At 50.0% G+C, this 13,348-nt stretch carries 11 protein-coding genes; 4 read left to right on the top strand and 7 right to left on the bottom strand.

Annotated features, from left to right (window positions below):
• Position 1 precedes the first annotated feature (1 nt).
• From KRX19_10460 to KRX19_10450, 3 genes are all read left to right on the top strand, one after another.
• The gene (locus KRX19_10460; protein MBV7435447.1) at positions 2–997 is read left to right on the top strand and encodes an NAD(P)-dependent glycerol-3-phosphate dehydrogenase; all 996 of its coding nucleotides are present in this window, start codon (positions 2–4) and stop codon (positions 995–997) included.
• Entirely contained in the window at positions 990–1,619 is a 630-nt protein-coding gene (locus tag KRX19_10455; protein ID MBV7435446.1) for a bifunctional tRNA pseudouridine(32) synthase/ribosomal large subunit pseudouridine synthase RluA, read from the top strand. The genes KRX19_10460 and KRX19_10455 overlap by 8 nt, the downstream gene beginning before the upstream one ends.
• Positions 1,620–1,692: 73 nt before the next feature.
• Positions 1,693–3,282 (top strand): YdgA family protein, encoded by a 1,590-nt coding sequence (locus KRX19_10450; GenBank protein MBV7435445.1) that lies wholly within the window; start codon positions 1,693–1,695, stop codon positions 3,280–3,282.
• A gap of 237 nt (positions 3,283–3,519) precedes the next feature.
• On the opposite strand, the gene KRX19_10445 is transcribed toward KRX19_10450, so the two are convergent.
• The 5 genes from KRX19_10445 to KRX19_10425 form a co-directional block, all read right to left on the bottom strand.
• On the bottom strand, positions 3,520–4,098 hold the full coding sequence (locus tag KRX19_10445) for a DNA-3-methyladenine glycosylase I (protein MBV7435444.1): 579 nt from the start codon (positions 4,096–4,098) through the stop codon (positions 3,520–3,522).
• 366 nt (positions 4,099–4,464) lie between these two features.
• Complete coding sequence (locus tag KRX19_10440) at positions 4,465–5,352, bottom strand: cation diffusion facilitator family transporter (protein MBV7435443.1); 888 nt, start codon at positions 5,350–5,352, stop codon at positions 4,465–4,467.
• Positions 5,349–6,314 (bottom strand): glucokinase, encoded by a 966-nt coding sequence (gene glk / locus KRX19_10435; GenBank protein MBV7435442.1) that lies wholly within the window; start codon positions 6,312–6,314, stop codon positions 5,349–5,351. The genes KRX19_10440 and glk overlap by 4 nt, the downstream gene beginning before the upstream one ends.
• Positions 6,315–6,484: 170 nt before the next feature.
• Positions 6,485–8,320, bottom strand: a complete 1,836-nt coding sequence (locus KRX19_10430) for an NAD(P)-binding protein (GenBank protein ID MBV7435441.1) — start codon at positions 8,318–8,320, stop codon at positions 6,485–6,487.
• 38 nt (positions 8,321–8,358) lie between these two features.
• Positions 8,359–9,912 carry a bifunctional GNAT family N-acetyltransferase/carbon-nitrogen hydrolase family protein gene (locus tag KRX19_10425; GenBank protein ID MBV7435440.1) on the bottom strand — a complete coding sequence of 518 codons (1,554 nt, stop codon included), beginning with the start codon at positions 9,910–9,912 and terminating at the stop codon, positions 8,359–8,361.
• Between the two features lie 160 nt (positions 9,913–10,072).
• On the opposite strand from KRX19_10425, the gene KRX19_10420 reads away from it, so the two are divergent.
• Positions 10,073–10,948 (top strand): EamA/RhaT family transporter, encoded by an 876-nt coding sequence (locus KRX19_10420; GenBank protein ID MBV7435439.1) that lies wholly within the window; start codon positions 10,073–10,075, stop codon positions 10,946–10,948.
• A 5-nt stretch (positions 10,949–10,953) separates the two neighbouring features.
• Here the strand turns inward: KRX19_10420 and KRX19_10415 are convergent, their stop codons facing one another.
• Both KRX19_10415 and KRX19_10410 read right to left on the bottom strand, forming a co-directional pair.
• Positions 10,954–12,108, bottom strand: a complete 1,155-nt coding sequence (locus KRX19_10415; GenBank protein ID MBV7435438.1) for an NnrS family protein — start codon at positions 12,106–12,108, stop codon at positions 10,954–10,956.
• A gap of 171 nt (positions 12,109–12,279) precedes the next feature.
• Positions 12,280–13,218: a DoxX family membrane protein gene (locus KRX19_10410; protein MBV7435437.1), complete on the bottom strand. Its 939-nt coding sequence runs from the start codon at positions 13,216–13,218 to the stop codon at positions 12,280–12,282.
• Positions 13,219–13,348 lie beyond the last annotated feature (130 nt).

Raw genomic sequence — 13,348 nt, 5'->3', positions numbered from 1 at the left:
CATGCAACGCATTGCCGTACTTGGTGCGGGCAGCTGGGGCACCGCTCTGGCACTACAACTCGCCCGCAATCAGCACGATGTCACCCTCTGGGGGCATCGTGCTGAACACATTAGCGCACTGCAAAATGCGCGTGAAAACACTCATTACCTACCCGGCATCCCGTTCCCAGATAATTTGCATGTCAGTAGTGATCTCGTTCAAAGCATCACTGACAACGACGTGATCCTCGCTGTGGTCCCAAGTCACGCGTTTGCTGATTTACTCAAAGCCGTCAAGCCTCACCTCGGCAAGCGCCCATTCATGTGGGCAATCAAAGGCTTTGAAGCAGGTAGCGGCCGATTACTCAGCGATGTATTTGCCGACATCATCGGCGCAGATCATCCGCACGCCATGCTCGCAGGCCCCAGCTTTGCCAAAGAAGTCGCGGCCAACCAGCCCACAGCGGTCACCATTGCCGCGCCCAACCTCGAACTTGCCGAACAATTTGCCGCCCATTTTCACGGCTCTGTATTTCTTTGCTACACCAGCTGCGATTTGATCGGTGTACAAATTGCCGGTGCAGTTAAAAACGTCATCGCCATTGCAACCGGCATTGCCGATGGTATCGGCTGTGGTGCCAACGCACGTGCCGCATTAATTACCCGAGGCCTACGCGAAATCAGCCGCCTTGCCGAAGCCCTTGGCGCTGACCCAGCCACCATGAGTGGGCTCGCAGGCATGGGTGATCTGGTCCTCACTGCAACAGATAACCAATCGCGCAACCGCCGCTTCGGTCTCGCGCTCGGCAAAGGCATTACACCCGAGCAAGCCAAAGCCGAGATTGGACAAGTCGTCGAGGGAGAAGGCGCAACCTTCGACACATGGATACTCGCCAACCGCCTTGGCGTTCGCATGCCGATCACCACCCACCTGCACGCCATTCTTTCTGGTGAAGCCTCACTCAAAGAAGCCATCCTCAGCTTACTCGACAGAACCATCAAAGCCGAAGATGACTAAGCACTACGATATCCCCGTGATTTATGAAGACGACGACATCGTCGCCGTTGATAAGCCAGCCGGGCTATTATCCGTACCCGGGCGCGGACCGGAAAAAGCCGACAGCGCGCAAAGCCGCATTGCCGCCATATGCCCCGGTGCTATCGCTATTCACCGCCTTGATATGTGCACATCCGGCCTGATGCTGATTGCCAAGCACAAAGATGCTGAGCGCCATTACAAACGTCAATTTGAAGAGCGTCGTGTCGAGAAAACCTACTACGCTATTGTTCACGACTGCCCTGAACCGCAAGTTGGCAGTATTGCGCTGCCACTGATTGCCGATTGGCCAAATCGCCCGCGGCAAAAAGTTTGCTATGAGACGGGCAAACCTGCGCTGACCCATTATGAGGTCATCGCCAGCGGTGATGGCCGCAGCCGCGTCCGGCTCACCCCACATACCGGACGCAGCCATCAGCTTCGCGTGCATCTCATGGCTATCGGCCATCCGATCATCGGCGATAATCTCTACGGCCACGAAAGCGACAAATACGAAGCACGCTTGCACTTGCACGCTGCCGCACTCAGCATCCACACTCCTCAAAATCAGCTTCTCGATCTGAATGCTCCCTTACCATTCTGAGAAATATCATCTTTTGCCGTCAATTTTGTTTAATATATCCACCAATAATTTTTATCATCCAAGGAGTTTAGAGATGAAAATCCGCAACCTTACTGCTGCAGTATTACTCGGCCTCGGTAGCGTATCGACGCCACTACTGATCAGCCAAGCCCAAGCCGCTGATATGGAAATGCAAGCGCAGGCTGAGCAAGTCAAAGCACGCATTGCTAATCTGGACAAAATCACCACGCAAACCTATCAGCGCTTTTTCAGTCAGTCACCAGTATTGCAATCCATCACGGTTGAAACAGGTGACTACCAAGCAACTGAGACGGGCTTGAATGCTGTCAGCAAAGTGACCATCACCCGCAACTCGGCATACCTTGAAGAAGGCGAAAATCCAGATATCGTACTGGAAATGAAAGACAACATTATCTTCAACGATGAATTGAGCAACGAAGGTATTCTTGCCCGTATCAACGGAGAAGTTGTGCCCAATGAAGACCTCAAGAACTTGCTTGATGTTGCAGACCACCAAGACGTAGAAAAGCTCAACAAAGCACTGGAATACCTTGCCATCACTTCAGACCTATATAACGATGGCAGAATCAATCAGCTGGTACAAATCAAGCCATTTGAGTTCAATGAAGATGGAGAAACCGTTCAATTTGACGGCCTCAACCTGACCTCACAAAGCAATGAAAGCTCACTGGCTGATGGTGCAGGTAAAGTAGAGCTGGCATTCGGCAAACTCACCATCACCAACGCACCATCAGATGAAGCCGCACAATCTGAAGAGCAACCTGCAGGCTCAACAGTTACCTTCCACCCACTAACGGCTAACTACGAGCTGACCGAAGACGGCGATCTGACCCTGAAAACATCGCCAATCAAAATCGAAAACAGCGAAGACAACATGCTGATCACCATTGACGGTGTTCAAGGTAAAGGTGACGACATCCACTTTGATGATGAGCTTGGCACATTCATTGGTGAGCAGGAATTCGTCTTTGACAATATTCAGATCAAAGACGACACCATGCCTTCACCAATCATCATCGACAGCATCCGCTACGACACTGATGCAGAAAAAGATGGCGACCTCTATGATTTCAGCGGTGGCATTAATGTCGACGTCAATGGCGAAAGCATCCGCAACCTGACCGGCATGGTTGGTCTGGAAATTGAAAATATTGAAATTAAAGCAAGCTTTGAAAACCTGTCTGCTGATGCTTTCAAACTCGTCAATTACGAGCTGCCAGCTATTACTGAAACTCAGGATCAAGAGCGCCTGCAGCAAAATATGCAGAGCTTGATTAGCGACATGGCGAACAACCAAACAGAGCTGGATATTGATATTGCCTTTAATACTGACCAAGGTGACGCAACCTTCGTCGCAGACATCAAGGCCAAAGATGATGCAGTTACTGACGTACAGCAATGGCAAGCAGCCATGGATAGTCAGCAACCAACTGCCATGATCAACCTGCTACAGCAGAGCTTTGATTTCGACATCAAGCTGACCGTACCCGAAAGCCTGATTCAAGCCACTGGCATGGAAGGCATGATGGCGATGACTGCAGGCTACGTGGTTAAAGAAGGCAGCGACTACGTCCTGCACATCGAAAATACCGACGACGGTATTGAGCTTAACGGTAACGTAATGCCTTTGCCACAGCAGTAATTTCAATCCTGCTGACACGCACAAAAGCCGGGCGCAATGCCCGGCTTTTTTGCGCGTGTATAGCGTTTACAGTCTCATTCCAGAAAAACGGTTACAGCACATAAATGTAGAAGTGCGGACGTAGGGCATCAGAGACTGTCATACCGCCGTACCTGGCTAGCCATTCATAAAAAGTTAAAACAGCGTTGCCTCTGCTTGAAAGAAATTCTACTTCCAAACTGTGCTATTTTTGGGAATTTACACTCTTTGATTGTCGTTAAATCTAAAACAATCAACAACGTGATCATTAACTATTCCTGTAGCTTGCATAAAAGCATAACAAGTTGTCGTTCCGAAAAATTTAAATCCTTTTTGTTTAAGCTCTTTGCTTATCAAATCAGATAACTGTGTGGATGCAGGTATTTCTTGTTCATTTTCCCAACAATTTATAATAGGTTGGTTATCAACAAACTTCCACAAATAAGAAGAGAAACTGCCGTATTCAGACTGTAATGCCAAAATACATTTAGCATTATTTATGGTTGCCAATATTTTTTGTTTATGGCGAATAACCCGAGTATCGTCTAATAAAGATAAAACTTTTTCATCCTTATATTCTGCAACTTTTTCGATTTCAAAATTATCAAAAGCTTGCCTGAACCCTTCACGTTTTTTTAAAATAGTTAACCAGCTTAACCCTGATTGAGCACTTTCTAACGTTAACATCTCAAAAAATAATCTATCATCATTAATTGGTATTCCCCATTCAGCATCATGATATTCCGTTTCTAAAGGATGATTATTTGCCCAGGCACAACGATATAGCACGTTCCCCATTTTAAACCTCCAAAATTAAAACTACGGATGATTACAATAATCCTATCTCTTCCAGAGTTACAGACGTAAGTAGCAGTAAATTCATCGAATTCTTATTTTCCTATCAGATATTAAATGATTTGAGTTATGTGCACTTTCTTAGATTTTTTTATAAATGCCCCATTTATCACACAATCATTTTGTCGAATAATCAGGATTTATAGTGAAGCAATTTTACATTTCATACAAGGCGCATTGGCGCAGACAGTACAAGTAGTACGGCAAAACAATGCAACGCAGCATGAAGTTTAAAAGTGTTTGGCTATACCTGTATATCCTCACGACAGACACTAAAGCAGATCGCGGATAGTATTTAAGCCGATACAATCAGCAGTCAGGATCATCCGAACACACTTCAATGAATACCCTCGCGATACGCGGGTTACTGTGCAGAATCTGCGTACGCAAGTGGTCATTGGCATGACACGCGTCACCAACTCGCCACGTTGCAGGAACGATAATGTGCAAGTCGACAATATACTCGCTGCCCATTTTGCGGATCAGGCAATCGCGAACCTGAACCACGCCCGGTGCCGCAGCGGCAATCGCGATGATGCTATGGCGCAAGTCTTCGTGATTGTCTTCATCCATTACCTCACCTAAAGCCGGACGAAAAATCCGCCACGCATTGAAGTAAATAATCGCCGCAGCAAACAATGCCGCCCAATCATCAGCTGCTTCCCAGCCTTTGCCCATTACCAGCGCGACGCTGATACCAATGAATGCGGCCAATGACGTCAGCGCATCGCTGCGATGATGCCACGCCTCAGCAGTCAGTGCACTGCTTTCATGCGCCGCACCACGGCGTACAAAGATTCGGAACAAGGTTTCTTTGGCAATCACCACGCCCGCCAATATCCACAATGTAAACGGTGCGGGCATTTGATGCGGCGTAATGATTTGATGGATACTTTCAATGACGATAATGGTCGCCGAGGTAAGTAAAAAGCCGACGATCACAAAAGTCGCCAGTGATTCAGCTCGGCCGTGGCCGTAAGGATGATTGTCATCTGCGGGGCGTTGTGAAAAGCGCAGCCCAAACAACAGTAAAACCGAAGAAAAGACGTCTGTGGTCGATTCAATCGCATCGGCAATAAGCGCATGCGAATGGCCGAAAAATCCTGCCACGCCTTTGATGATCGCCAGCAGCGTATTGCCGACAATACTCAGCAACGCAGTTTGGATTACCCCTGCATGACGCTGAGCATCACTCATGCACGGCCATTCAATACTTGCTGCAAGGCAATTGCCGCACCACTTAATCCCGGCTCTTGTGCGTCCATTACCAACCAGACCGGCACATCCGCAAGATAGTCACCAAAGCGGCCCTTATCGCTAAAACGCTCAGCAAACGGACTGGCGACAAACAAATCGACAATGCGCGGCAAGATACCACCGCAGAGATACACGCCGCCGTGCGCACCAAGCGTTAACGCGACATCCGAGGCGATCGTGGCCAGCATCGCCGAAAAGTGATTGACCGAGCTAAGCGCCCGCGCTTCACCAGCCAATGCCGCTGCTGTCACTTCAGCTGGACTGCGCTGTTGCACTATGCCATTTTCTGCCGCCAAGGCTGCATCAATCAATGCCAGTCCACTACCGCAAATCAGGCGCTCGGCCGAGACATGATCGGGAAAATGTTTGCGCGCATAGGCAAAGATGCGCCCTTCTGCGGCGCTACGCGGTGCAAAGCTGGCATGCCCTCCCTCACCCGCCAAGGCAATCCATTGCCCACGCCCATCGGGAATCAACCCGGATACACCGAGTCCGGTGCCCGGACCAATTACGACTTTAGGCGCATCGGCCGCTGCGTGACCGGCGCAAATTTGGCGCAGTTCGCTGTCTTTAATCTGTAAGATCGACAATGCCTGCGCGGTGAAATCATTAATCACGTGCAAGGTATCAAAGCCGAGCGAGGCTTGCATGCCACGAATGGAAAATGACCAATGGTGATTGGTCATGCGCACTTCGTCACCAGTAACAGGGTTGGCGATCGCAATGCCCGCATGCACGACTTGCACATTCAGCGGTTCAAGATAAGCGCGGATCGCTGCTTCAAGGGTTGGAAAATCGGCAGTTGCCAGCCTGTCAATATGGCTCAGCTCGCCATATTCATCGACCAGTGCAAAACGGGCATTGGTGCCGCCAACATCGGCGACGAGGTAAGGATAAGGCATGGCGCACTCCTGATAAAATTAAAATATCTTGTCAATTGCCAATATTGTGGCTTGGCAAAAGAGCGCCATTATACCTGCCATTTTGTTAACTGGCTAAAGAAATCAGCACAGAAAGCACAATATATAGATTTAAAAAATAATTTAAACACCATATATTGTACATAAAACAATTAAGCCTGTATTTCCTCTACCGCCCGCCACGCCTGATCAATGGCGGTGTGCATATACGCACTCCAGCCGGAATCCGAATTGGCAATATGGACGTTGCCAATCGGCGCATGCGCTGTATTCAGTATGCCGTCGACTGCGTCGAGATCATCGGCCAGCATCGCGGTTTCGTGGCTGTAACCATGCGCCCAGCGGTTGATGGTAATCGCTTCGACCAATGGTCGCGCACTTTGCCCAACTGTTGAAAGCATCGCATCAAGCTGATTCAGTGCTTCAGCTTCCAATGCTTCAAACGGCAAGCCGTAAACCAGCTTGCGGCCAAGGCTAGCGGTATCGCGGATACCCGCCATGGTGCCATATGGCGAAGGCGTGCGTACCATGTGCACAACGATCGCTTGCTCGGGGTTCTTCGGGCATTCATAGCCGCCCATATTGACCGGATAATCGAGCTGCACCAAGCAATATGGCGCGGTCGGGCAATAAAACGTATACACGCCCATATCCTTAAATGCCTGCCAGTTTTTCAGCAGAACTTTGGTATAGATCATCGGCGTTTTGACGTTCAGATCAAGCGCCGCACGCTGCTCTTCGCCAATTTCTTTCATCAAGCTCGGCATCATGCGGTGATAGCAGGCCATCACACAATGCTTGCTGCGCACGCGCACCGGCTCTTTATTGTCCTGAAAATAAAGTACGTCTACACCGCCATCGCGGTTGCGCACATCGGCGACCGTGGCATTGACGCGTAGGCGTACGTTGTTTGCTTGCTGGTCGAGCTTGCTGTAGTCAAACGGCGCGAGGACGATGTCTTCCATCGTCTCACCCGGCGCAACACCGGGAATCATTGCCCGCACCAGCATACGTGCGACCGAAGCGTTGCCATCGGGGAAGTGGTAAATATACGGCTCTTCCTCGTCGTCAAGCACTGGCATCGGCATTGCATCAAAGCCAGGATAGCCGTCGTAATAGCCTTCAAGTGCGGCACGCCCATCTATCGGATAGCCCCACACATCACAAGAGTACGACTGGAAATAACGCCGTGCTTTCGCCGACAAACCGACGTGCTTTTGCAAAAATGTGTCGTAACTGATTGTGCCGAGATAGGCCTCGACCTCTGCGGCACTCATTTCCGGCAAATAATTTTCCGGTTCGTTGAACAGTGCCAGCAATGCTTGCTTGTCGCTCTCGCTCAATGGGAAATTGGCAATCGCCTCAGCGGGATCAGCTTCACCAAAGAATGGTTCACCTTTGGCAACGTGGTTCTCGCCAAAGTTGGCCGCATCAAAGAACACACCCGCGCTCAGACCTTGATCGGCATAAAGTTCGTCATCAAAGTAGGTATTGAAGCGCTGGTAATCAACGCCCAAATCCGCGAGAAAATCCTCAACCACGTTACTGAAATGCGCTTTGGGACTGTCGAGTGATTCACTGCCGCCATAGGTGATGCGGAAGTTGTCGCCCTCGCCCAGCTCATTGCGCTTGGCATGGCCGCCAAAGTCATCGTGGTTATCCAGAATCAGGATTTTGGCATCGGGGAATTTCTTGCGGTAAAACCATGCAGCCGCCAAGCCACTGATCCCAGCACCGGCAACCACAAGATCATAATCTTCGCTAACTGGTAAACCGTCCATATCTACTTGAAGCGCACCAAAGGCGATCGGATGGGTGATGTCGTTACTGCCAGGATGGTTGCCGCGCAGCCCGGTCAGCGACGGCGGATAATATTTCCCCGCCGCTTGTGCAGATTGCTCTTGCGCCATGAGCTGCTGCCACGGGGTCAATCCCGCACCAACCGTCAAAGCAAAGCCGTTGAGAAAGTCGCGTCTGGTGATACTCATAAATTGCCCCGTTATTGCCTCATGACGTCAATGCCGTTTTACTCTTCGTCGTATTTACGGTCTGACGCTTCTTTTTTACCGGTCCAGCTGACGCTGAACAAATCGCTACGGCGATCCTTCAAGTTGCGTACCGATCCTTCTGCGCGGACGTGCTTGAGCTTGTCCAAGTCCACATCTGAGAAGAAAATCATCTCGGTGTTTGGCGTGGTTTCCGCCATGATGGCGTCATGCGGGAACGGGAAGTCCGAAGGCGAGAAGATCGACGACTGTGCGTACTGAATGTCGAGGCTTTCAACCTGTGGCAAGTTACCGACACTACCGCAAATCATCACGTAACATTCATTTTCAATCGCGCGTGCTTGGGCGCAGTGGCGTACACGAAGATAGCTGTTCTTGGTGTCTGTCCAGAATGGAATAAAGAGAATTTCCATGCCTTCCAGTGCCATCAGGCGCGCCAGTTCAGGGAATTCGGAATCGTAGCAAATCAGAATGCCGATGCGCCCGGCGTCGGTATCAAACACACGTACGCTGTTGCCGCCTTCAATAACCCATGCACTGCGTTCGTGTGGCGTGATGTGGATTTTGCGCTGCTCTTCAACCGTACCATCGCGGCGGCACAGATAGCTAACGTTATACAGCGTGTCATCCTCAAGCAGTGGCATTGAGCCGGTGATGACGTTGACGTTATAGCTCACCGCCATATGCGACATCGCGTCGCGGAATTGCTCGGTAAAGCCGGCGAGGAAGCGAATCGCGACGTTTTGGTCAGTCGAGTCGCACAGCCCCATCAATGGCGCATTGAAAAACTCTGGCAACAAAGCGAAGTCAGCGTTGTAATCGGCCATGACGTCGACGAAGAACTCGACCTGTTGCAGCAGTTCTTCTGGAGATTCGACTTCGCGCATCTGCCACTGAATACCGCCAATCCGTACACTCGATTTGCGCGTCTGGGTACTGTAATCCTGCGGCTCGTAGTAGATGTTGTTCCACTCAAGCAAAGTCGCAAAACCTTTGGACTTGTCGTCTTCCGGTAAGTATTTGTGCAAGACGCGCTTGACGATAAAATCGTTGGCCAGCTGGAATGACAGCGCCGGATCGTAAATCTCACGGCTACTGACCGCTTCGATGTACTCAGCGGGCGTCATCTCGCTCTCTTGATGATAGTTCGGCATCCGTCCGCCAGTCAGGATCGCGCGGAAGTTATGCTGACGGCAAAGCTCTTTGCGCGCGTCATACAAGCGACGACCCAAGCGATAACCGCGGTAATCCGGGTCAATCAGTGCATCGAGTCCGTAAATCGCATCACCTTCAGGATTATTGCGCACACGTTCACGCTGATCGACCAAGTCGTCATAAGTATGCGGGTTAGAAAACGTCTTATAGTCTACTTGCACCGACAGCACCATGCCGATTAGGCGCTCATGGTCAAACAGCGCAATCTGCCCTTCCGGGAACTCATCAACCAGTTGCTCGATGGTGTGCTGCGGCCATGCACCGCCAATGTCGTAATAAACACGGTCCATCAACGATTTAATCTGCGGATAATCCTCGTGCTTGATTTCGCGTATCTTAAGATGAAGATCTTCAATCATTTTTGCCTCTGTGTTTGAATTGCGCAAAGTGCGCATTGTAAAACTTTAATCAATAAAATCCATGATCTTATCCACTTGGCAATCCAATTCCCTTATTGATAATGTTTGTCAATACCATCAAAACGATTTATGCTCACGCGTTTTTGGGATTATATTCACCATGCAGTTTCTCATTCTTGCGGTACTCGCCAGCGTCAGCGTCTCGATATTGCTCAAAGTTGCCCGCCGCCAAGGCTTCGCCATTAGCCACGCCATCGCGATCAACTATGTTGTTGCGACAGTTTGCTGCTGGCTGTTCCTGCGCCCGTCTTTTGCCAACAGTGAAGTGCTGGTAGCGAATTGGCCAATCTTTGCCACACTTGGCGTATTACTGCCCAGCGTATTCATCATCATGGGCAAAGCGGTCGCGAACGTGGGAATCGTTAAATCCGACGCAGCGCAGCGCCTGTCATTGTTCCTGCCAATTCTTGCGGCATTTACCTTGTTTGGTGAACCGCTGACTGGTATCAAATTAACCGGTATCGTGCTCGCCTTTATCGCCCTTTGCGCACTAGTTTATGGAGGAAAGTCTGGTAGTGGCAGCGGCACAAACCTGCTGCGTAGTGCATTACTGCTGTTCGGCGTGTGGACTGGCTATGGCGTGATTGATATTTTGTTCAAGCAAATGGCCAAAACCGGTGCTGGTTTTTCCGCAATACTGTTTGTCAGCTTTGTGCTTGCCGGTATCTGCATGTTCATTTACCTCGCAATTAAAGGGCAACGCTGGTCTGCACGCGATCTCATCGCCGGCATCATTCTCGGCGGACTGAATTTCGCCAATATTCTGTTTTACATCCGCGCACATCAGGCGATGAAAGAAGACCCTTCACTGGTCTTTGCCGGCATGAACCTTGGCGTTATCTGCCTTGGTACTTTGGTCGGTGCAGTACTATTCCGTGAGCGCGTACGCGCGATTAACGCAATCGGCATTGCTTTGGCTATTGCCGCTATCGTCGTATTGTTCTACGGACAGACGCTACTCTCAGCCTTCAATTGAGCCTTTTAACCGGGGCGACCGTCAGGACGTGGCGTCGCCCAAATCCGCGCATAAGCCGTGACCATTAATATGAATGCGATGATCCACAATGCTTGTGCGTGGATCATCCACACCAAATATTGAGACGGCAAGAACAATGGCATGATCACGCGGAACAGCAATGCTAACAGCAGCAGATAAAAACCAATCACCAAGCGCTTCGGCGGTGCGTGAATATTGCGCCCGGTATGCCCGAGGCTAACCCGCCCGATCATCGAAAAGGTCATGATGCCAATGCCGCCGAGCGCGAGCATATGCATCGCCAGAGATGGTGCAATCGGCAACCACAGGCGCAGGAAATACATCAGGAATCCGGCAACCACCGCCCACAGCGACAAATACATACTCCACAACAGCGGTATGCGCCACAATTTTGGCGTATGCCAGCCGATCAAGCGATAACCATTTGCCAACGCTGCAGCGAGCGCACACCATGAAGCCAGCGTGTGCCACGGTGTAAACACTTCCAAAACAAAGAAAGCGAAGAAGCTGAACAGGCTCAAGCGGTCAACCAAAGCACTATTACGCAGTGTCGCACCAGTCGCATTTTGAATAAAAAATGGCGTAACGCGCCGTCCAATGGTCAACAGCAGCGCGAGGATGACAAATACACCGAGATACAGTCCCCAGTGCTGCCCCAAAGCCAACCAGCGATAGGTGCCAGCAATAAATAGCAAGTTCGCGATCACCATTAACACCAGCTTCGACAATATACCCATTTGCCGCCACTGCTTGACCGCAAAGACCGGCTTACCTACCGCATAGACCAGCAAGCAGCCAAATAGCACATCAAGCGCCATCGCCAAGCCAATCCATGTGCCAAAGGCAAACAACAGTCGCGCCAATAGCCACGGTAGCCATATGACAAACAGCGCACGCCCGTGCGGCATCGGTTGCTTGGTCCAATTCTGCACTGCGGTAAGCAGGAATCCAGCCACAACAGCCATGCTGTAACCAAAGACCATCTCATGACCATGCCAATACAATGGTGCCATATTCAGCTTGCCCGCACCAATACCAAATCCGAAAATGCCCATCCACCACGTCATCGTCAGTACGGCAAATACCGCCGAACTGGCAAAGAAAATGCGGAATCCCAGCGCAAACAGCGCGTTGTTCATGAGTGCCTCCGGATGAAAAAGCGTAGCCTAGCAGGCTCTAAGTATATAACCCATGACTTATATCAAATCACACAGTAATAGAAAACCCCGCGTAGGCGGGGCTTCCAAATAACCATAGTAGAAAGTATTGGTTTTATGGATTCAGGTTAACACCCGATATATCCACGCATGTTACCAACTCAATACCGGATCTTTTTTCGCATCAATAATGTCTACCGTTGCACCAACAGCACCTTCAGGGATGGCGATATCGGTTTTAGAGCCAAGGCGCAGCTTGAGTGTACCGTCAACGACTTTACCGGAATGTGACCACGGCGCAAAGTGGCTGCGCAGTACCTGAATTTCATCCGGCTGTTGAACGACCTGTTCACCATTTAGCAAGTCAAAGGTGATTTCTCTGACGTATGCAGCAGTAGATGAACCACCGGCATTGACGTACAGCGTAATCCGGTCATTCATGCCTGAGACCGGCTCAGCGACGATACTGTATTGATGGGTACTGGTACGCTTCTGGAAATTAAAGAAGCCAAAGTAATAGCTATAGAACCCGACCGTCATCAGCACAGAAGCAACGACCAATGTCGCTTGCACGGGTAATGGCCTAAAGAAACGCGCAAACCAATCGCGCCCCATGGCAGAGTCGATTGAGCAAGTACCACTACCGGTCAGCATGATGGTTACCGAGATGGCAAAACCCAATGCCGCCATCGTCCACTCATCAAGGCATTCATAGCCCATCCAGCCAAAAATGAGCATCAGACAGATGTTGATTATGGCTGAGCCAACTGCTGCTAACCGCGTCAGTAAACCGAGCATCAGACAAGCACCAACCGCGATTTCTGCTGTCGACATCATGTAGGTTGACCATTCTGCCGCCCACGGATTGTACAGCACCCAATGCACCGAGCCCTCAATCGGTGAACCAGGTGCCGCTGCGACCAGCTTGTTCGCCAAGTGTGCCGGGCTTTCAATATCGTGCTTTGCCGGTGCATTGTAAAAACGGCGCCAACCGCCTGTAAAAAAGACAAAGCCCATAGAAATGGAAATAGCACGAACAGCTAACGTCTGCATGGTCGTGCTCAATGTTGTGCCTAATGTTTTATGTGTCATGATGCTACCCTCGCTTAAATTGACAAATGTCAATGTATCAATAAGCACTGGAGCAAACAATCGATTTTTATAAAAACTACAGTTTATAACATAAAGTTAATTTAATACAAAAATAGTCTTATTTTATTTT

It is taken from the genome of Cardiobacteriaceae bacterium TAE3-ERU3, from assembly GCA_019218315.1.
GTDB lineage: Bacteria > Pseudomonadota > Gammaproteobacteria > Cardiobacteriales > Cardiobacteriaceae > JAHUUI01.
This window is presented reverse-complemented; position numbering and strand designations above follow the sequence as displayed.